The organism is Bradyrhizobium sp. CCGE-LA001, from assembly GCF_000296215.2.
Lineage (GTDB): Bacteria > Pseudomonadota > Alphaproteobacteria > Rhizobiales > Xanthobacteraceae > Bradyrhizobium.
In genome coordinates this window covers 3,566,955-3,585,807 of the sequence record NZ_CP013949.1, presented here as the reverse complement: position 1 = coordinate 3,585,807, position 18,853 = coordinate 3,566,955, and the positions used below count along the sequence as shown (strand labels likewise).

Below are 18,853 nucleotides of genomic sequence, written 5' to 3'. Positions count from 1 at the left end.
TCGCAGCCGCGATGATGGCTGAACATCACGGCCTGATGGAAAAATTCTCGGGCGGGCCGGCCTTGCGCAGCGGCTCGGCGAGGCGCGCGAACTCGCACAACAGCGACCGCGTCTTCCTGGGGTCGATGATCTCTTCGACCCAGAATTTTTCGGCCGAGCGGAACGGCGAGCGCAGCTTGTTGAGGCGCTCCTCGATCTCCCTGAGCTTGGCAGCCTTGTCCTCGGCCGCGTCGATGTCGGCGCGGTAGGCAGCTTCAATGCCGCCTTCCAGCGGCAGCGAGCCCCAATAGGCGGACGGCCAGGCGTAGCGGATCGAGAAGCGGTCGGCCGGCTGATGCACGACGCCGGCGACGCCGAAGGCGTTGCGCAGGATCACTGTGCACCAGGGCACGGTGGTCTGGTTCACCGCGGCCATGGCACGGACGCCGTGGCGGATGGTGGCGGCTTTCTCCGCATCGAGGCCGATCATGAAGCCGGGGCAGTCCATGAGATAGACGACCGGCAGATGGAAGGTTTCGGCGAAATCGACCCAGCGCACCACCTTCTGGCACGCATCGGCCGTCCAGGACCCGCCGTAGTGGAAGCTGTCGCTGGCGAGCACCATCACCGCCCTGCCCTCGAGCCGCGCGAGGCCGACGATGATCGGCTTGCCGAAGTTCTTGGCGACCTCGAAGAACGAGCCCTTGTCGACGACGGACTCGATGATGGGCCGCATCTTGTAGACCTGCTTGCGGTTACGCGGCACCGCGCTCAACAGTGCTTCGTCACCGCGCTCCGGATCGTCCCTGCACGGCAGGGTCGGCGGCAGCTCGTAGACTGACGACGGCAGATAAGACAGGAAACGCCGCGCGCAGGCGAACGCTTCTTCTTCCGTGTCGACGGCATGATCGACCGCGCCGGCGCGGGTCTGGATGTCGGCGCCGCCGAGCTCTTCCTTCGAAAGATCTTGCCCCAGCGCCTTCACCACTGGAGGCCCCGCGACGAACATCGCGGACTTCCTCGTCATGATGGAATAGTGGCTGGCGGCCAGACGCGCGGCACCCAAGCCCGCCACCGAGCCGAGGCCGAGTGCCACGACCGGCACGCGCGACAAATTCTCCGTCGTGAAGCGATACCAGCGCGTGCCGCCGATGCCGCCGGGCAGGTTCGCCGCGCCCTTGGTCTCGATGGTCTTGACCGAGCCGCCGCCGCCGGAGCCTTCGATGATGCGGACGATGGGCAGGCGGAAGTCGTGCGCCATCTCCTCCGCCATCAGCGGCTTTGCGGAAATGGATGCATCGGCCGAGCCGCCGCGCACGGTAAAATCATCGCCGACCACGACAATCGTGCGGCCGTCGACGCGCGCCCGGCCGAACACGCAGTTGGCCGGTGTCAGCTTCTTCAGCTCGCCGCTGGAATCGTACTCACCGATGCCGGAGACGGCACCGATCTCGTGAAAGCTTCCCTTGTCGATCAGTCCGTCGATGCGCTCCCGAACAGTCAGCCGGCCCTGGTCATGTTGTCGCTTGACCTTGTCAACGCCGCCCATCTCCCGCGCGAAGGCTTCGCGCCGGGCGAGCTCGTCGAGTTCCGGCTTCCAGTTCATTCACTCCCTCCGAATTGATCGGCTTGTTATTGTTGTGCACGGCCATTGCGACCGGCTTACGCGAGATACGGTTGTTGAAGACGTCGCCCTCGGCGCCTTCCATCAGACTGCCGAGCGAGCGGCCGAGCGTGAGCATCAGCGGCGCGACTTCGTCATGCAGGCGCTGTTCGTCATACATCGCCGAGAGCAGGCCGATCGTGATGACCACGAAGGTCTGATATTGCGGCGACCAGATCGGCACCGCGAGCCCGTTGATGTGCGGGCTCCACAAGCCGCAGGCTACGACATAGCCGCGCTCGCGCAGCGACTGCCGGTTGGCCTCGATGCGGGGCTTGAGAATCTTCGCAGCATCGGGGGCTTCCCTCTCCATGTCGGCGATGAATGCATCGCCGATCTCAGGCGCCAGCGCGGCGGTGTAGGCTGCGCCTGCCGCGGTCGAGGCCATCGAGATGCGGCTGCCTGTGCCCTCGTGCAGGCCGAGCGCGCTCGCCGAGCGCGCAAACTGGAGATAGACGAGATGGAAACGGTCGGGCACGACGAAGCCGACCGTGCCGGGAAGCTGGTCGGCGACCTCCTGCAGCCGCTGGCGGATCATGCTGCGCAGCTGCGCGCCCTTCATCATCGAGGCGCTCATTGCCACCGCGCTCGGGCCGATACGATATTTTTGATCGCGCGGCAGATAGACGAGCTGGCCCATGCGGGTCAGCGTGTGCGTGAGCCGCGACACCGTCGAGCGCGGCAGACCGCAGCGATTTGAGATCTCGAGATTGCCGAGTCGCGCCTCGTGGCCCTCGAAACATCGCAACACGTCGAACGCGCGCGACACCACCTGAATGACATCACCCTCACCGGCATCGCCAGCGAGCGCGCCTTGCCTACTCAACCGCTCCGATCGTCGTCCCATGTTCCCTACCGTTTGTTCCGCTCTGCGGAATTAAATTCCACTTGCAGACGACGCTACCTCAGGCATTTTGCGACGACAACAAAAAGGCGATGGCATGCCAGAAATTAAGATCGTCACGGAGATCGCGGGCCGGATCTGCGCAACTCCCGTGCAAGTTGGAGGAACCGTCGCGGATGGCGATGAGATTGTGGTAGTCGAAGCGATGAAGATGGAGATACCGGTGCCCTCGCCCGCGAGCGGCACGATCACATCGCTTCTGGTGAAGCTCGACGACGTCGTTGCGGAGGGACAGACCATCGCGATCGTCGCGAGTTGACTGCATGATCCGCTGATTCCGCGACATTCTGTCAGCGCCGTTTCTGCACTCGCGGTCCGGCGTTGCCATCGCTCGATCGCAGTGACATGATCTGCTGCAAACAAAACGTTGTTTCAAACAAAGAACGAAATTCTTCGCGGCAAACGCGAGGATTGATGGAGGGAAACATGCTTCGTGGGCTGCTCGTGCTCGCGCCTGCCTTGGTGGCGGGCATTTCTTTTGTGTCTACTCGCTACGCGTCCGCCGAGGATCTCAAGTTGCCGGCGACGTTGACGTTCACCGCTTATGACACCGGCACCGCCGGCTTCAACATCGCGGTCGGCGTCGGCAAGATGATGAAGGACAAATACGGCACCGATGTGCGCGTGCTCCCCGCGGGCAACGACGTCGCACGCCTCGCGCCGCTGCGTGCCAAGCGCGCGGTCTCGTCCGCGATGGGATCAGGCACCTATTTCGCGCAGGAGGGCGTGTTCGAGTTCGGATCGAAGGAATGGGGACCGCAGCCGCTCCAGATCCTGCTCTCGTCCGTCGACTGCAATTGCGGCTCGCTCGGCGTTGCCGCCGACACCGGAGTGAAGGAGCTGAAAGACCTCAAGGGCAAGCGCGTCGGCTTCGTGGTCGGCTCGCCTGCGCTGAACCAGAACTCGCTCGCGGTGCTGGCTTTCGCAGGCCTCACGCAGAAGGACGTCAAGGCCGTCGAGTTCGCCAGTTACGGCGCGATGTGGAAAGGGCTGATCAACAACGATGTCGACGCCGCCTTCGGCACCACCATCACCGGCCCGGCCAAGGAAGCGGAGACCTCGCCGCGCGGCCTGATCTGGCCGCCGCTGCCCGCCAAGGACAAGGAAGGCTGGGCGCGGATGCAGAAGGTCGGCTCGTTCTTCTTCCCGCAGCTTGCGACCTGCGGCGCCGGCATCACACCGCAGAAGCCGGTGGAGCTCGGCAACTACCCCTACCCGATCTTCGTCACCTATGCATCGCAACCGGCTGACCAGATCTATGCGATCACCAAGTCGATGATCGTGAACTACGATGCCTACAAGGACTCAGCGCCCGGCGCCGGCGGCCTCGGCGCCGACCGCCAGACCAAGAACTGGGTGGTGCCGGTGCATCCCGGCGCGGTGAAGGCGCTGAAGGAAGCCGGCCATTGGAGCGACGCGCAGGAGGCGCACAACAACAAACTGATCAAGCGCCAGGAGGTGCTCGGCGCGGCGTGGACGGACTATGGCAAGTCGAATCCGCCGTCCGACGACAAGGCGTTCGTCGACGGGTGGATGAAGGCGCGCGCCGCGGCGCTTGCCAAGGCCGACATGCCTAACGGGTTCGAGGAATAGACGAATGGCGTCACGCTCGGCGCTAAGAGGCAAGTGCGCAACCTCTCCCGCACGCGGGAGAGGTTGAGCCCGCGGCGCGAGCGTTCGACCAATAGTCATTAGCCTAATCTGCTTTCAGTAGCCCACCAGCGGGGTCGCTATGTCTTCTTCCACTTCCACCGCCCCGCAAGACGCGACCAAGCGAGTCGTGTTCGACGATCCTCACGGCGCCGCCGGCAACATGCAGGAGGCGGAAGTCACGCGCGTGCGCACGTTGCGCGGCACCTGGCGCTGGACGCTTGTGGTCGCGACGGCCGCGACCATCCTGCTCTGCATCAACCAGCAATTCTCGCTGCGCTTCTTCGTCGGCTACACCCAGCTCAACACGGAGTATTTCTATCTCCTGATCGCGTTGATGCTGCCCTTCACCTTCCTGATCTTTCCTGGCGCTGAACGCGCCCCGCTCGACCGGATTCCCTGGTACGACCTCGTCCTGTTCGTGGCGACATTCGCTGCGGCCATCATGCTGATGTCGAACGTGCGCAAGGCCGCTGAGGCCGGCTGGGAATTCGGCGGCGCGCCGCCCCCCGTGATCGCCGCGGGCCTCGTGATGTGGGCGATGCTGATGGAGGCGCTGCGCCGCACCGGCGGCTGGAGCCTGCTCCTGAGCGTGATGCCCTTCACCGTCTATCCGCTGTTCGCCGAGGCCAGCTGGCTCGGGCCGTTCCGCGGCACGCAATCGACGCTGGAGCAGGCGACCGCCTATCACGTGCTTTCCGGCGAAAGCCTGCTCGGCATTCCCATCCAGGCCTTTGCCGACACCGTGATCGGCTTCCTGGTGTTCGGAACCGCACTGATGATGACGGGCGCCGGCAAATTCTTCATCAACCTCTCCTTCGCGATGTGCGGCACCTTCCGCGGCGGTGCCGCGAAGGTCTGCATCTTTGCCAGCGGTCTGCTCGGCATGATGTCAGGTTCGATCATCTCCAACGTGCTCACCGCGGGCACCATGACCATCCCCGTGATGAAGAAGAGCGGCTTCCGCGCCTCCTATGCCGCCGCGATCGAGGCCTGCGCCTCTACAGGCGCGGTGCTGGCGCCGCCGGTGATGGGCGCGACCGCCTTCGTGATCGCACAGTTCCTCAACGTCAGCTACGCGGAAGTCGCGCTCGCCGCCATCATCCCGGCCGCGCTCTACTACGTCGGCCTGTTCATGCAGGTCGACACCTACGCCGCGCGTCATGGGCTGAAGGGCATCCCGCGCGCCGACCTGCCGCGGGTCATGGATACGATCAAGGACGGCTGGTACTACGTATTCGTCATCGCGCTCCTGATCGTGATGCTGCTTTATTTCAAACGCGAGAGCCACGCGCCGTTCTACGCCACCGCCCTGCTGCTGATCCTCAACCAGCTCTTCTCCAAGGACACGCGGTGGACGTTCGCGACCATCGGCAAATTCCTGGAGGTCAACGGCCGCACCTTCGTCGAGTTGGTCGGCATCCTCGCCGGCTGCGGCCTTCTGATCGGCGCGTTCTCGATGACCGGCGTGGTCTCGAGCCTTGCCAATGACCTGCTGCACATCGCGGGCGACAATGCCTTCCTGCTGCTCGGCATGTGCGCCCTCACCAGCCTCATTCTCGGCCTCGGGTTGACGACGACGGCCTGCTACATCTTCCTCGCCATCCTGGTCGCTCCCGCGCTGGAGAAGCTCGGGCTCAACCGCATGGCCGTGCACATGTTCATCTTCTATTGGGGCATGCTGTCGTCGATCACGCCGCCGGTCGCGATCGCCTCGTTCGCCGCAGCAGGCATCGCCGGCTCGCCGGCGATGAAGACCGGCTGGGAATCGATGTGGGTCGGCAGCATCATCTATTTCATCCCGTTCTTCTTCGTGCTCAATCCGGCGCTGGTGCTGCAGGGGCCGAGCCCCTACCTTGCCGGCCTCGGCCTGATGGGCCTTGCTGCGTTCGGCACGCTGTTCATCTGCGGCGGCATCCAGGGCTACCAGCCTTTCGTCGGCGATTTGCGCGGCACCGGTGCGCTGGAATGGCCGATCCGCGTGCTCCTGGTGATCGGCGGCTTCGTGGTGGCGACGCCGGGGGGCGGGATCATGCCGCTGTCGCAGCTGCAGGTCACGCTGCTCGGCCTTGCGATCCTCCTGCCCACGGTCTTGCTCGCCCTGCTCCTGGTTCGCCGGCAGAGCATAGTTCCGGACGGGTTGCGCGCACCCTGATTGCGTTGCACAAGTGGGGCGATGAAGCCGTTATCGCCCGCCACCTCCGCCTGGACCCGCTCGAGACCGCCTTTGCTGCGGTTTCTGGACAATTGCCTCAATGAATTCTCGGCCGAGATCTCGGGCAGCGTCGCCGACTACATTCCCGAGCTGAGCAAGGCGGACCCTGCCTATTTCGGCATCAGCCTCGCGACGCTCGACGGCCATGTCTACGAAGTCGGCGACAGCCGAGTGCCCTTCACCATCCAGTCGATGTCCAAACCCTTCGTGTTCGGGCTGGCGCTGGACCTTTTGGGTGCAGGGAAGGTCGAAAGCGCCATCGGCGTCGAGCCCTCCGGCGATCCCTTCAACTCGATCCGGCTCAATTCCGACAACCATCCGTTCAACCCAATGGTCAATGCCGGCGCGATCGCCTGCACCGGGCTGATCTATGACAGCAAAGGCGCGGACGCTTTCGAGCAGATCCGTCTCGCGCTCAGCCGCTTTGCCGGACGCGACCTCGCCGTCGACGAGGCCGTCTACACATCCGAAAGCCAGACCGGCGACCGCAACCGTGCGATCGGCTATCTGCTCAAGACCAATGCCGTGATATCCGACAATGTCGCCGGCGTCCTCGACGTCTATTTCCGGCAATGCGCCGTGCTGGTCACCGCACGCGACATCGCGGTGATGGCGGCGACGCTCGCCAATCGCGGCATCAATCCGGTGACGGGCGAGCAGGTGCTGACGCCTTACGCGATCTCGCGCACGCTTTCGGTGATGACCTCGTCCGGCATGTATGATTATGCCGGCGAATGGATCTACCGGATCGGCCTTCCCGCCAAGAGCGGCGTCGGCGGCGGCATCCTCGCCGCGCTCCCTGCCAGGCTCGGGCTCGGCAGCTACTCGCCGAGGCTGGACAAGCACGGCAACAGCGTGCGCGGCATCAAGGTCTGCGAGGCACTGTCCTCGCACTACGATCTGCACATGCTCAACCGCAGCGACGACGCGCGCAACGCGGTTATAGCGGACTATGACATCGGCAAGAGCCCGTCCCGCCGCGTGCGCCGGCCACAAGAGCGCGAGATCCTGGCCGCGCACGAGCAGGAGGTGCGGATCATCGAGCTGGTCGGCACGCTGTCGCTTTCCGCCGTCGACTATGTCTCACGACGGCTCGCGGGCCGGCCGCGCCCGCAATTCGTGATCTTCGATCTGCACCGCGTCACCTCGACCACGCGCGCCGGCGCGCGGCTCGTCGCCGAGGCCTTCGAGGAGCTGGCGGCGCTGAACGTCACCGTCGTGATCTCAGGCATCCGGCGCGCCTCCAAGGAATGGGACAGCTTGCGGGAATGGACAGCGGAGCTGAAGAACGTCCGCGATTTCTACCTGCTGGATACCGCGATCGAATGGGCGGAGGACCAGATCGTCTACCGCTATGGCGGCTCGATCGACTTCCACGAGACCACCGAGCTTGCCGAGCAGCCGCTGCTCGCCGGGCTGAGCGAGGACGAGCTGTCCGATCTCGCAGCGCTCTGCACGATCAGCAGCTATCCCTCCGGCGCGAAGATCGTGACGACTGGCGATGCCGCCGATACCGTGTTCTTCCTCCGAAGCGGCGCGGTCCATGTCACGCTGCCCGACGGCGTCAGGCTGGCAACGCTCACCGCCGGCATGGCCTTCGGTGAGATGGCACTGCTGGAGGCAACGCGCTCCGCCGACGTGTTTGCCGACATGGCGGCGACCGTGTTCGAGGTGCCGCTCAAGGACTTCGAGCGCTTCCGCGAACAGCACCCGCGCGCCAGCGAGCGCATCATGCGCAATCTGGCGCAGCTGTTGGCCGACCGCCTGATCGTCGCCAACGCAAAGGTGGATATTCTGACGTCGACCTGAACGCACGCCTCGTCCTTCGAGACGACCGCTGCGCGGTCTCCTCAGGATGAGGCTAAGCGGCACTGCGGCTGGTTGAAAACTGTTGCCGCGCACTCGGTCCTCATCCTGAGGGCCCGCCAACGGCGGGCGTCTCGAAGGATGGCTACACAGAAATGCATCAGCGGCTCGCGGCCTCGCCCAACCGTCGCTTGATCTTGGCCGCGCTGGCCTCGAGCAGTTCGGACGGCTTCCGGCCGGTCGCGGCGCACAGGCAGGCCCAGTAGTAGATGACGTCGCCGAGCTCATCGACCAGACCTGCCTTGTCGAGCCAATCATCGCGCAGCAGTTTCTTGATGTGATCGGCGACCTCGCCGGCTTCGCTGGCGAGGCCGAGCCCGAGATAGGACAGCCGCTCGTTGGACGGATGCTCTTCGACTTTCGCAATGGTTGCGGCCCAGGCCGCGTAGTCATCGATCGTCATCGGCCTCCCTCGCCGCTCTTGTCGATCAGCCCACCACTTCCGTGACCGGCTGAAGATCGATCTCGAAGGTTTCCAGGAATTTCGACGTCATGATGTAGAAGCCGACCGAGAGCTGAAGCTCGACCAGCGCGGCCGGCGTCAGCTTCGATGCGATCGCCTTGAAGGTGGCGTCCGTCGGCTTGTTCAATTTGACGATCTCGTCGGTGAAGGCGAGCGCGGCGCGCTGCGTCTCGTCAAAACACTTGGCAGCTTGCCAATTTTCGAGCGCCTCGTTCTGCTCGTCGGTGACGCCGACATTCTTGCCGATGCGCTTGTGCGCCACGATCTCGTACGGCGCCTCACACAAGATCCCCGTACGGGTAATCGCGAGCTCCCGCACGATCGGATCGAGCTCGCCCTTATGGCGGATGGCGCCGCCCAGGCGGCAATACTGCTCGAAGTAACTCGGCGAGTGCGCCATCATGCGGAAAATGTTGGCATTGCGGTTCTTGTCGAGGATTTCGCGGGTGCGGTCGGAGGCCTTGGACGGGTCGCTGTACTGAATGCGGGCCATGATTTTCCTGAAGTTTTCCCTGAATTTTTGACGCTTTTTGTCGCGATCGGCGAGGGTTCTCTGAAACTCTATTCTTGCGCCGACGCAGGAGCAACATCATCGAGTCAAATTGCCGCCGCATTGCTGATCGACCCTGACACAGTCGATATTCGCCGCGTGGGGACAATTCGCGGTGAGTACTCGCAAGTGGGGTGTTCCGAGTAAAAACAATTGACCGTCTTTGCGCTTGACCGCGCAACGATGAGTCACGCCCAAGTCTAGGGAGAAAACGGCATGAAGGAAGCCATCAAGGGGGCGGCCTCGGGAGCGCTCGCGCACATGCTGGCGGTGACGGCGATGCTCGTCATCGCCAGCATCTTGTTCTACGGGCGTTAGTAAGCGTTCTCAGAGTTTTCGTCATTCCGGGGTGGCTCTCGCACAAGCCAGGCCCAGAATACCCGTTCCAGGTTCGGTCGTAAGACCGCCCCCGAATGACGAATCCCTTTACGTGCCCTTCGCGAAGAACGGCACGAGCTTCCCGGCAAACGGCTTGAAGCTCGCACTGACCGAATCGCCGATGGCGAGGTCATTCGCGCCGTGGGCCATCATGCGAAACCCCTCGGCACAATCGACCAGCAGGATGTTGTAGGGCACGTGCGCACGCGTCTCCGGCGTGGCGGCGCGGCAGACAAGCGACGTCGCGTACACCCTGCCCTTGCCGCTGGCGCGAGCTTCGGACAGATCGGACGCGCCGCAGGCAGAGCAGAAGGCGCGGTGAATATACTGCACATGGCCGCAGGCGGCGCAGGTCTGATAGGTGATGGCCGGCTCGCCCTTGGTCCAGTCCGCCAGTCGCTCGCTCATCGCACCCGCTCCAGGAACATACTGACATGCGACGACAGCACACCGCCGTCGCCGTGCAGCAGTGCGATCGAGGCGTCGCGCACCTGTCGATTCGCAGCCCGCCCCGTCATCTGCAAATGCGCCTCAACCAGATGCGCCATGGCGCCGCCGACGCCGCAATGGCCGTAGCTGAGCAGGCCGCCATGGGTGTTGAGCGGCATCGCGCCGTCACGGCTGAAATGGCCCGATCGGACGCGGGCTGCGGCCTCGCCGCGGCCGGCAAGGCCCAGGTCTTCCAGCAGCATCGCCAGGGTGATGGTGAAACTGTCGTAGATCGCGGCATAGCGCACGTCGGAGATCGCAAGGCCGGAGGATTCCTTTGCGCGCGCAACGGAGATTTCGGCGCCGAGCTCGCTTAAGCTTGGTGCCGCCGTGACGTGTTGATGGGTGTGGGCCTGGGCGCAGCCGCGGATGCGCACGCCCGTCTCGCCGGTCCGCTCACGGCTGATGACGAATGCCGCGCCGCCGTCGGACACCGGGCAGCAGTCGAGCAATTTCAGCGGCATCGCCACCGGCTTCGAGGCCATGACGTCGGCCACCGTGATGGGTTCGTGGAATTGCGCGCCGGGATGGGTGCAGGCGTGCGCGCGCATCAGCACCGCGAATTCAGCGAGGTCTTCTTGGGTCACCCCATATTCGTGCATGTACCTGTTGGCAACGAGCCCGTAATAGGCGGGAATGGTCGGTCCGAGCGGCACCTCGTAATCGGGATGGCCGACCTGCGCCAGCGCCTGGATCGAGGCATCGCGGCTCTGCCCGGTGAGACGGTTCTCGCCGGCGACGACGAGCACGTTGCGCGCGACGCCTGTATGGACGAGGTGATGGGCAAGCATGGTCATCGCGAGACCCGTCGCACCGCCGACCTGCACCGCGTGGGCGTAGGCGGGACGGATGCCGAAATGCTCGGCGAAGACGGTGGCCAGCATGATGTGCGGCGAGACGGTGGAGTAGCCGCAGAGGATGCCGTCGATGTCCGAGCGTTTCAGCCCGGCATCGTCGAGCGCGGCTTGGGCGGCCTTGCTCATCAGGTCGAGCGAGGATGAGCCTTCGTGCTTGCCGAACGGCGTGAGGCCGACGCCGGTGATGAAGCTCATCTCTTTACCTCTCCGCTGTCATTCCGGGGCGCGACGAAGTCGCGAGCCCGGAATCCATAACCACCATCGGGAGTATGGATTCCGGGCTCGCGCCCCAAGAGGGCGCGCCCCGGAATGACGGATGAGAGAATCTTTGCCATTGCTCTTTCCCCTACTCCGGCGCGGCACGCGTGACACCGTCGCGGACCATGGCGGCGATTTCGTCGGCCGAGTATCCGATCTGGCGCAAGATCTCCGCGCCGTGCTCGTTGAGGCGCGGCGCCAGCCGCACCGGCTCGGCTTCGGTCTCCGACCAGGTCGCCGTCACCTTCATGCTGCGGATCGGCCCTTCCGTCGGATGGTTCACCACCGGGAAGAAGCCAGTCGCCTCGAGATGCTCATCGTGCAGGATCGTTTGCAGATCGTGCATCGGCATGACCGGCACGTCGGCCTTGGTCAGAAGATCGATCCACTCCGCCGTCGTGCGCGTCTCGAAGATGCGCGCGAGCTCGGCATAGACGACATCGATATTCGCCGCCCGGCCCGCGAAGGTCGCGAATTTGGGATCGGCGCGCAGATCATCGCGTGCCGTGGCCTTGAAGAAATTCTCCCACTGCTTGTCGTTATAGACGATGACGCTGAGATAACCGTCCCAGGTCTTGTAGGGGCGGCGGTCGCGCGAGAGATGGCGGGCATAGCCGCCCTTGTCGAGCGGCGGCTCATAGGTGAGCCCGCCCATGTGGTCGCCCATGACGAAGCCGGCCATGGTCTCGAACATCGGGATGTCCACACGCTGGCCGCGCCCGGTGCGGTCGCGGTGCACGAGGCTGGCGCAGATCGCGCCGACCGCAGTGAGGCCGACGATGCGGTCGACCAGCGCGTTCGGCACATAGCGCGGCACACCGTCGCCGGTCTGCGCCATCAGTGCCGGCAACGCGGTGGCGCCCTGGATCAGGTCGTCATAGGCGGGCTTTGCAGCGTACGGCCCGTCTTGGCCGAAGCCGAACACGCCGGCATAGACCAGGCGGGAATTGATCGCGGAGACGACGTCATAGCCGAGTTGAAGTCGCGCCATCGCCTGCGGGCGGACGTTGTAGACGAGCACGTCGGCGTCCTTCAGCAGCCGCAGCACGGCCTCGCGTCCCGCGGGCTTCTTCAGGTCGAGGCAGATCGAGCGCTTGCTGCGGTTGGTGTTGAGGAACACCGGGCCCATGCCGGCATGCCGCGTCGGGCCGATCAGCCGGGTGACGTCGCCGTCCAGCGATTCCACCTTGATGATGTCGGCGCCGTAATCGCCGAGCATCTGGGTCGCATAGGGTCCCATCAGCACGGTGGTCATGTCGACGACCTTGATGCCTTTCAGCGGCCCCATCGTTCGCTCCCGATTGCGCAGGGCCGAAGCGCCCTCGCGGTTTCGATCCAGCTAACGGCAGCGCCGCCGCCCGCGCAAGGGCGAGCGGCGTATGGCGGCATGCGTCGCTCGGCGATATCGCGGCGCTATTTCTTCTGGCGGGATTCCCGGATCTTGATGAGACGGTCGAGCTCGTCGTTCTGCTGGCTGATGCGGTCTGCGATCCGCGACTCGTTCTGCTCGCCGGACGCGGCCGCGGCCTGCTCGATGAGCTGGCGGATATTGTCCTCGAGGATCGCGATGCGATCGTTGAGGGCGTCCATCGACAGCGAGGCTTCGTAGTCAGTGCTCATGATGCAGTTCCCGCAAATCAATCAGGAGCGTCAAGGTGGGCAAAACGAACCATGTCCACCTTGATCTAGCGCAAAAGCCGCGGGGTGGATTTGCCGAAGGCGTCGTCCACCGCGTCTATCTCCCGCGGAGACAGACCAAGCCTATTTCAACGGCTCCAGCACGGAGACATAGTTGGCGACCGCCGCGCCGCCCATGTTGAAGATGCCGCCGAGCTTTGCGTTCTTGAGCTGCATTCCCTCGGGGGCCTGCCCGGCAAGCTGCATCGCGGTCATCACATGCATGGAGACGCCGGTAGCGCCGATCGGATGGCCCTTGGCCTTCAGGCCGCCCGACGGATTGACCGGCAGCTTGCCGTCCTTGAGCGTCCAGCCCTCCTTGATGGCGCGGGCGCCCTGCCCCTTCGGCGTCAGGCCCATGGCTTCGTACTCGATCAGCTCGGCGACCGTGAAGCAGTCATGGGTCTCGACGAAGGAGAGATCGGACAGGGTGACACCCGCCTGCTCCAGCGCGCGCTGCCAGGCAACCGTGCAGCCCTCGAACTGGAGGATGTCGCGCTTGCTCATCGGCAGGAAGTCCTGGGCGTGCGCGGTGGCGCGGAAGCCGATCGACTTGCTCATGCTCTTGGCAGTCTCGGCATCGGCCAGCACCAGCGCCGCGGCGCCGTCGGAGACCAGGGAGCAGTCAGTTCGCTTCAGGGGACCGGCGACGAAGGGGTTCTTCTCGCTCTCGGCGCGGCAGAAGTCGAAGCCGAAATCCTTGCGCATCTGAGCGAAGGGATTGGCGACGCCGTTCTTATGGTTCTTGGCCGCGATCAGCGCCAGCGCGTCGGATTGGTCGCCGTATTTCTGGAAATAAGAGCTGGCGATCTTGCCGAACACGCCAGCGAAGCCGCCGACCGTGTCGCCGTCCTCGGGCAGGTAGGACGCCTTGAGCAGGTTTTTGCCGATCTCCGGACCGGGGGTGCGCGTCATCTGCTCGACGCCGACGACCAGCACGATTTTCGCAGCGCCTGCGGCAATCGCGCGCAGGCCCTGGTGCACGGCGGCAGAGCCCGTGGCGCAGGCGTTCTCGACGCGGGTCGCCGGCTTGAAGCGCAGCTTCGGGTCGGCCTGGAGCACCAGCGACGCCGTGAAATCCTGGGGCGAGAAGCCGGCGTTGAAATGGCCGAGCACGATCTCGTCGACGTCGGAGGCGGAAATGCCGGCGTCGGCCAGCGCCTCGTTGGCGACGCGGGTGACGAGGCTTTCGACGGTTTCGGTGTCGAACTTGCCGAACGGCGTATGCGCCCATCCGACGATGCTGGCGGTCATGGTCTTTTCTCCCTGGCGGTCTCTTCCTGACCTAAGTCTTAGCCCAGGGATGGCAAGACTTCACGCGGCTTTCAGCGCCTTGAGGGCCCGCTCGCAGATGGCAGTTATGCCGGCCCAGTTCCCGGCCCTGATCTCGGCCGTCGGGCACAGCCAGGAACCGCCGACCGCAACCACATTTGGCTCGGCGAGCCAGCTCGCTGCATTGGTCTCTCCGACCCCGCCGGTCGGGCAGAACCGCACATGGGGGAACGGGCCACCAAGGGAGCGCAAGCCCTTGATGCCGCCGGCCTGCTCGGCCGGGAAGAATTTTGCGACGTCGAAACCGTGCGACAGCGCCAGCATCAGCTCGGAGGCGGTCGCGATGCCAGGCGCAAACGGCAGGGAGCTGTGGGCGGCGGCCTTGAGGAGGTCGGGGGTGAGGCCGGGGCTGATCCCAAAGGCAACGCCGAGCTTCTCGACGCGGGTGAAGTCGGCCGGATTGAGGATCGTGCCGATACCGACGACCGCCTCGGGCACCTCGGCCATCATCGCCCTCGCCGCCTCGATCGCGACGGGGGTGCGCATCGTCACCTCCAGCGTGCGGACGCCGCCGGCGACCAGCGCACGTGCCAGCGGCACGGCATCCTGGATCCGCTCGATGGTGAGAACGGGAATGACGGTCGCGGCTTTGAACAGCGCGACTAGGTGGTTTTGTTGGGCAGCCGTTGGCATAGATCTCTATTTCAGTTGGTCTCGTTTACTTGGTGGCCTGGCGAGAGGCCGCCGGCCGATGCCGCTTCTTCGGCGGCATGGCATAGCCCGGAATAATGGCGCCGGGATAGCAGATCACGAGGCTGGCGAGGCGATGCCCGGCCTGGGCCGCCTCGACCGGCTCGGCGCCGCCGAGCCGAGCCGCGATATAGGCCGCGGCAAAGCTGTCGCCGGCCGCTGTGGTATCCACCACCGGCTTGGTCATGGGCTCGGCGCGAACTTCGCTAGTGCCGCCGGGGAAGCGCAAGAGGCTTACCGGTTCAGTGAGGCGGAACACCAGCTCAGGCGTGGGGATGCGCCCCATCAACTGCTCGTGGCTCTCGCCGGGATAGAGCGCGAGCAGATCCTCGGTCGAAGTCAGCACGATATCGGCAGCCGCGAAGGCCGCAGCGAACACCTCGCGCGCGATATCGCGGTCCGGCCAGCCGCGTGCGCGGAAATTGGTGTCGAACACGAAGCGGGTGCCGAGCAGGCGCGCGCGCTTGATCGCCGCGAACAGACGCTCGCGTCCGGGCGCATCGTAGATCGAGAGCGTGATCGCGGATAGATAGACGATGTCGTAGCTCATCAGCGAATTGAGGAGCTCATCCGTCTCGGGCAGGCTCATCAGCTGCCGCGCCGCAGCGCTGTCGCGCCAGTGGAAGAACTGGCGCTCGCCCTTGGCATCCGTCTGGATCATGTAGAGACCGGGCAGCTTGCCCGGCAGGCGTACAACGCGCCGCGTGCCGACACCCTCGGCATTCCAGGCCGCGATCATCTCATCGCTGAGGGCATCGTCGCCGAGCGCGGTGAGATAATCAACCTTGACCTCGAGCCGCGCCAGATAGACGGCGGTGTTGAGGGTGTCGCCGCCGAAGCCGCGCGAGTACAGGCCGCCGCCCTGCCCCTGCCCGGCAGACGCGCCGGAGGAATGTCCCCCTTGGGCCTGCCGGAGCTCGACCATGCATTCGCCGATGCAAGCAACGCTCGCCATCACTTGGCTCGCTCAGTCAGAGATCAGGCGACGAAATTGCCGCCGAGCTCGTCTTCGATGTGAATGCGGATGATGTCGTCAAAATTCTTCTCGGCCGTGGTGAAACCGAGCTCGAGCGACCGCTTGGCGTTGAAATTGCGCGGCCAGCCGCCGACGATGCCGACGATGAAGGGATCCGGCTCGCGCTTGATGCGGGCGGCGACCTTTTCGCCGGCAACGCGCTTCAAGGCCGCGATCTGCTCGCCGACCGTCGCCGACAGGCCCGGCATGGTCAGGTTACGGCGCGGACCGACGGTCGCGAGGTCCATGGTGCCGGCATGGAGCAGGAAGCCGACGGCCGAGCGCGGCGTCGCGTGCCAGTGGCGGACGTCCTCGGACACCGGGAGGATCGCCTCCTTGCCGGCCAGCGGCTCGCGCAGGATGTTGGAGAAGAAGCCCGATGCCGCCTTGTTGGGCAAGCCGGGCCGGATGCAGATCGTCGGCAGGCGGATGCCGATGCCGTCGAGGAAGCCGCGGCGGGAATAGTCGGCGAGCAGGAGTTCGCCGATCGCCTTCTGGGTGCCGTAGCTGAGCAGCGGGGTGTGGAAGAACTCGTCGCCGATCGCATCGGGGAACGGTGCGCCGAACACCGCGATCGAGGACGTGAACACCACGCGCGGCTTGTAGCCGCCACCGACGAGCCTGATCGCGTCGAGCAGCATCCGGGTGCCGTCGAGGTTGATGCGATAGCCCTTGTCGAAATCGAGCTCGGCTTCGCCCGAGACGATCGCGGCGAGATGGAAGATCACGTCGGGGCGGCCGGCGATCAACTTTTCGGCCGCGCCCGGCACTGCGAAATCGCCCGACATGGTCTCGACCGGGAAGCCGGCCTTCTCCGGCTTCTTCGGCTCGACCACGTCATGCATGGTCACTTTCGTGATGTCGCTCTTGCCGAGCCGGCCATCGCGCAACAGCCGTTCACAGAGTTTGCGGCCGACCATGCCGGCGGCGCCGAGAACCAGAATGTGCAAGAGCTCAACTCCTTCTTATCGACCGGGCGCCTATTGACCGGAGCGCGCCGCTCCGGACGCGCCCTCGGCAAGCCCCGCGATCATTCCTTCACGGCGCCCGTCATCGCCGACACATAATGCTCGACGAAGAAGGCGTAAAGGATGACGAGCGGCAGCGAACCGGCCAGCGCCCCTGCCATCAGCGATCCCCAACGGTAGATGTCGCCATCCACGAACTCGTTGACGATCGCGACCGGCACGGTCTTGTTGCTGGTCGACTGCAGGAACGTCAGCGCGTAGATGAACTCGTTCCAGCACAGCGTGAAGCAGAAGATGAAGGCCGAGATGAGGCCGGGGATCGCGAGCGGCACCACGATTTTGATGAGGATCTGCCACCGGCTCGCGCCGTCGATCAGCGCACATTCCTCGAGCTCGAAGGGAATGGTCTTGAAATAGCCCATCAACAACCAGGTCGAGAACGGAATCAGGATCGTCGGATAGGTCAGGATCAGCGCCAGCGGCGAGTCGAACAGGCCGTACTGGTAGACGACGGTGGCGAGCGGAATGAACAGGATCGAGGGCGGCACCAGATAGGCGAGGAAGATCAGCCCGCCGACGAGATTGGCGCCCTTGTAACGCAACCGCACGATGGCGTAGGCCGCGAACACCGAGGCCACGATCGACAGCACCGTAGCGCAGATCGCCACGTACATCGTGTTCCAGAGCCAGTACGGATAGTAGCTCTCGAACAGCAGCTTGTGGAAGTGCTTGAACGTCGGATTCCAGGTCCAGAACGGATTGTACTTGTCGAGATCGAGCAGCTGCTCGTCCGGCTTCACCGACGTCAACGCCATCCAATAGAACGGGAACAGCAGCACGACGACGATGATCGCGAGCGGCAGATAGAGCGTCACGAGCCGGCGCGGCACGGACTGCAAATAGCTCATGCCCTCGCTGTTATCGACGCGCGCCGGCGACGATATCACGGACTTGAGATCCACTTTCGCGGCAGGAAGATCAGTCATTGCTCTCTCCCTGTTGCCACTTGCGGCGCTGCAGGCCGAACCAGGACACCATGATCGCAGCGAGCAGGAACGGAATCATGGCGCTGGAGATCGCGGCGCCCTCGCCGAGCTGCCCGGCGATGATCGCGCGCTGGTAGGACAGCGTCGCCATCAGGTGGGTGGCGTTGACCGGGCCGCCGCGCGTCATCGCCCAGATCAGCTGGAAGTCCGTGAATGTGAAGAGCACGGAGAAGGTCATCACGACGGCGATGATCGGCGTCAGCAGCGGATAGGTGATGAAGCGGAAATTCTGCCACCGCGTGGCGCCGTCGAGCGTTGCCGCTTCATAGAGCGACGGCGAGACAGTCTGCAGGCCTGCGAGCAGCGTGATCGCCACGAACGGCACACCGCGCCAGATATTGGCGAAGATCACGCAAATCCGCGCCCAGGTGGTGTCACCGAGGAAGTTGATGTTCTGGTTGATGATCCCGAGATGCTTCAGCGACCAGGAGATGATCGAGAATTGCGAATCGAAAATCCACCAGAAGGCCAGTGCCGAGAGCACCGTCGGAACGATGAACGGGATGAGCACCATCGCGCGCAGCATCGCCTTGAACGGCATGTGCTCGTTGAGCAGCAGCGCGAGATAGAGCCCGATCGCGAATTTGAGGGCGCTAGCGACGAAGGTATAGAGCAGCGTGTTGAACACCGACAGCCAGAAGATTGAATCGTCCCAGAGCCATTCGTAGTTCTCGGTGGCGACGAACTGCCCCACCCTGCCGATGCGGGTGTCGGTGAAGGACAGCCAGATGCCGAGCCCGAGCGGATAGGCCAGGAAGAAGATCAGGAACGCCATGGCCGGCACCATGAACCAGAAGCCGAGCCAGTTGCGATTGTGTTTGAGCTGGGTCCAGGCGCTCGCCTCGCTCATCTG

Annotated in this window: 18 protein-coding genes; 4 read left to right on the top strand and 14 right to left on the bottom strand. The window is 64.5% G+C overall.

Translation table 11 applies throughout. The features are described 5' to 3' along the window. Positions 1 to 25 precede the first annotated feature (25 nt). Positions 26 to 1,585: an acyl-CoA carboxylase subunit beta gene (locus tag BCCGELA001_RS16440; RefSeq protein WP_060735801.1), complete on the bottom strand. Its 1,560-nt coding sequence runs from the start codon at positions 1,583 to 1,585 to the stop codon at positions 26 to 28. Continuing rightward, on the bottom strand, positions 1,515 to 2,489 hold the full coding sequence (locus tag BCCGELA001_RS16435; protein ID WP_060735800.1) for an IclR family transcriptional regulator: 975 nt from the start codon (positions 2,487 to 2,489) through the stop codon (positions 1,515 to 1,517). Before BCCGELA001_RS16435 ends, BCCGELA001_RS16440 begins: the two co-directional genes overlap by 71 nt. A 94-nt stretch (positions 2,490 to 2,583) precedes the next feature. On the opposite strand from BCCGELA001_RS16435, the gene BCCGELA001_RS16430 reads away from it, so the two are divergent. The 4 genes from BCCGELA001_RS16430 (at position 2,584) to glsA (ending at position 8,220) form a co-directional block, all read left to right on the top strand. Then, on the top strand, positions 2,584 to 2,805 hold the full coding sequence (locus BCCGELA001_RS16430) for an acetyl-CoA carboxylase biotin carboxyl carrier protein subunit (RefSeq protein WP_008552338.1): 222 nt from the start codon (positions 2,584 to 2,586) through the stop codon (positions 2,803 to 2,805). Positions 2,806 to 2,972: 167 nt separating this feature from the next. Next, complete coding sequence (locus BCCGELA001_RS16425; protein WP_060737683.1) at positions 2,973 to 4,139, top strand: TAXI family TRAP transporter solute-binding subunit; 1,167 nt, start codon at positions 2,973 to 2,975, stop codon at positions 4,137 to 4,139. Between the two features lie 139 nt (positions 4,140 to 4,278). After that, positions 4,279 to 6,351: a TRAP transporter permease gene (locus BCCGELA001_RS16420; protein ID WP_060735799.1), complete on the top strand. Its 2,073-nt coding sequence runs from the start codon at positions 4,279 to 4,281 to the stop codon at positions 6,349 to 6,351. 21 nt (positions 6,352 to 6,372) lie between these two features. Further along, positions 6,373 to 8,220 carry a glutaminase A gene (gene glsA / locus BCCGELA001_RS16415; RefSeq protein WP_008552343.1) on the top strand — a complete coding sequence of 616 codons (1,848 nt, stop codon included), beginning with the start codon at positions 6,373 to 6,375 and terminating at the stop codon, positions 8,218 to 8,220. 157 nt (positions 8,221 to 8,377) lie between these two features. Here the strand turns inward: glsA and BCCGELA001_RS16410 are convergent, their stop codons facing one another. The 12 genes from BCCGELA001_RS16410 to BCCGELA001_RS16355 all read right to left on the bottom strand — a co-directional run bounded on the left by BCCGELA001_RS16410 (position 8,378) and on the right by BCCGELA001_RS16355 (position 18,850). Then, positions 8,378 to 8,680, bottom strand: coding sequence for a nucleoside triphosphate pyrophosphohydrolase family protein (locus BCCGELA001_RS16410; protein WP_008552344.1), 303 nt, complete (start codon positions 8,678 to 8,680; stop codon positions 8,378 to 8,380). A gap of 25 nt (positions 8,681 to 8,705) precedes the next feature. After that, positions 8,706 to 9,233 carry a carboxymuconolactone decarboxylase family protein gene (locus BCCGELA001_RS16405; protein ID WP_008552346.1) on the bottom strand — a complete coding sequence of 176 codons (528 nt, stop codon included), beginning with the start codon at positions 9,231 to 9,233 and terminating at the stop codon, positions 8,706 to 8,708. A gap of 483 nt (positions 9,234 to 9,716) precedes the next feature. Beyond that, a complete protein-coding gene (locus tag BCCGELA001_RS16400; protein WP_008552350.1) occupies positions 9,717 to 10,076 on the bottom strand; it encodes a Zn-ribbon domain-containing OB-fold protein in 360 nt (119 codons plus the stop codon). Continuing rightward, positions 10,073 to 11,209 (bottom strand): thiolase family protein, encoded by a 1,137-nt coding sequence (locus BCCGELA001_RS16395; protein ID WP_008552352.1) that lies wholly within the window; start codon positions 11,207 to 11,209, stop codon positions 10,073 to 10,075. Before BCCGELA001_RS16395 ends, BCCGELA001_RS16400 begins: the two co-directional genes overlap by 4 nt. Positions 11,210 to 11,360: 151 nt before the next feature. Beyond that, positions 11,361 to 12,560, bottom strand: coding sequence for a CaiB/BaiF CoA transferase family protein (locus BCCGELA001_RS16390; RefSeq protein ID WP_008552362.1), 1,200 nt, complete (start codon positions 12,558 to 12,560; stop codon positions 11,361 to 11,363). A gap of 125 nt (positions 12,561 to 12,685) precedes the next feature. After that, positions 12,686 to 12,892: a hypothetical protein gene (locus BCCGELA001_RS16385; RefSeq protein ID WP_008552364.1), complete on the bottom strand. Its 207-nt coding sequence runs from the start codon at positions 12,890 to 12,892 to the stop codon at positions 12,686 to 12,688. A gap of 141 nt (positions 12,893 to 13,033) precedes the next feature. Continuing rightward, a complete protein-coding gene (locus BCCGELA001_RS16380) occupies positions 13,034 to 14,203 on the bottom strand; it encodes an acetyl-CoA acetyltransferase (protein WP_008552366.1) in 1,170 nt (389 codons plus the stop codon). Between the two features lie 60 nt (positions 14,204 to 14,263). Next, positions 14,264 to 14,914 carry a bifunctional 4-hydroxy-2-oxoglutarate aldolase/2-dehydro-3-deoxy-phosphogluconate aldolase gene (gene eda / locus BCCGELA001_RS16375; protein WP_008552369.1) on the bottom strand — a complete coding sequence of 217 codons (651 nt, stop codon included), beginning with the start codon at positions 14,912 to 14,914 and terminating at the stop codon, positions 14,264 to 14,266. Between the two features lie 25 nt (positions 14,915 to 14,939). Beyond that, the gene (locus BCCGELA001_RS16370; RefSeq protein WP_008552371.1) at positions 14,940 to 15,926 is read right to left on the bottom strand and encodes a sugar kinase; all 987 of its coding nucleotides are present in this window, start codon (positions 15,924 to 15,926) and stop codon (positions 14,940 to 14,942) included. A 23-nt stretch (positions 15,927 to 15,949) separates the two neighbouring features. Continuing rightward, positions 15,950 to 16,936, bottom strand: coding sequence for a D-erythronate dehydrogenase (gene denD, locus BCCGELA001_RS16365; protein ID WP_008552373.1), 987 nt, complete (start codon positions 16,934 to 16,936; stop codon positions 15,950 to 15,952). 80 nt (positions 16,937 to 17,016) lie between these two features. After that, entirely contained in the window at positions 17,017 to 17,940 is a 924-nt protein-coding gene (locus BCCGELA001_RS16360) for a carbohydrate ABC transporter permease (RefSeq protein WP_060735798.1), read from the bottom strand. Next, a complete protein-coding gene (locus BCCGELA001_RS16355) occupies positions 17,933 to 18,850 on the bottom strand; it encodes a carbohydrate ABC transporter permease (protein WP_404438523.1) in 918 nt (305 codons plus the stop codon). Before BCCGELA001_RS16355 ends, BCCGELA001_RS16360 begins: the two co-directional genes overlap by 8 nt. Positions 18,851 to 18,853: the final 3 nt, after the last annotated feature.

What these genes read in the sequence shown, in the direction of transcription:
- BCCGELA001_RS16440 (WP_060735801.1), bottom strand. Translation starts at nt 1,585, where the DNA reads ATGAACTGGAAGCCGGAACTCGACGAGCTCGCCCGGCGCGAAGCCTTC.
- BCCGELA001_RS16435 (WP_060735800.1), bottom strand. Translation starts at nt 2,489, where the DNA reads ATGGGACGACGATCGGAGCGGTTGAGTAGGCAAGGCGCGCTCGCTGGC.
- BCCGELA001_RS16430 (WP_008552338.1), top strand. Translation starts at nt 2,584, where the DNA reads ATGCCAGAAATTAAGATCGTCACGGAGATCGCGGGCCGGATCTGCGCA.
- BCCGELA001_RS16425 (WP_060737683.1), top strand. Translation starts at nt 2,973, where the DNA reads ATGCTTCGTGGGCTGCTCGTGCTCGCGCCTGCCTTGGTGGCGGGCATT.
- BCCGELA001_RS16420 (WP_060735799.1), top strand. Translation starts at nt 4,279, where the DNA reads ATGTCTTCTTCCACTTCCACCGCCCCGCAAGACGCGACCAAGCGAGTC.
- glsA (WP_008552343.1), top strand. Translation starts at nt 6,373, where the DNA reads ATGAAGCCGTTATCGCCCGCCACCTCCGCCTGGACCCGCTCGAGACCG.
- BCCGELA001_RS16410 (WP_008552344.1), bottom strand. Translation starts at nt 8,680, where the DNA reads ATGACGATCGATGACTACGCGGCCTGGGCCGCAACCATTGCGAAAGTC.
- BCCGELA001_RS16405 (WP_008552346.1), bottom strand. Translation starts at nt 9,233, where the DNA reads ATGGCCCGCATTCAGTACAGCGACCCGTCCAAGGCCTCCGACCGCACC.
- BCCGELA001_RS16400 (WP_008552350.1), bottom strand. Translation starts at nt 10,076, where the DNA reads ATGAGCGAGCGACTGGCGGACTGGACCAAGGGCGAGCCGGCCATCACC.
- BCCGELA001_RS16395 (WP_008552352.1), bottom strand. Translation starts at nt 11,209, where the DNA reads ATGAGCTTCATCACCGGCGTCGGCCTCACGCCGTTCGGCAAGCACGAA.
- BCCGELA001_RS16390 (WP_008552362.1), bottom strand. Translation starts at nt 12,560, where the DNA reads ATGGGGCCGCTGAAAGGCATCAAGGTCGTCGACATGACCACCGTGCTG.
- BCCGELA001_RS16385 (WP_008552364.1), bottom strand. Translation starts at nt 12,892, where the DNA reads ATGAGCACTGACTACGAAGCCTCGCTGTCGATGGACGCCCTCAACGAT.
- BCCGELA001_RS16380 (WP_008552366.1), bottom strand. Translation starts at nt 14,203, where the DNA reads ATGACCGCCAGCATCGTCGGATGGGCGCATACGCCGTTCGGCAAGTTC.
- eda (WP_008552369.1), bottom strand. Translation starts at nt 14,914, where the DNA reads ATGCCAACGGCTGCCCAACAAAACCACCTAGTCGCGCTGTTCAAAGCC.
- BCCGELA001_RS16370 (WP_008552371.1), bottom strand. Translation starts at nt 15,926, where the DNA reads ATGGCGAGCGTTGCTTGCATCGGCGAATGCATGGTCGAGCTCCGGCAG.
- BCCGELA001_RS16360 (WP_060735798.1), bottom strand. Translation starts at nt 17,940, where the DNA reads ATGACTGATCTTCCTGCCGCGAAAGTGGATCTCAAGTCCGTGATATCG.
- BCCGELA001_RS16355 (WP_404438523.1), bottom strand. Translation starts at nt 18,850, where the DNA reads ATGAGCGAGGCGAGCGCCTGGACCCAGCTCAAACACAATCGCAACTGG.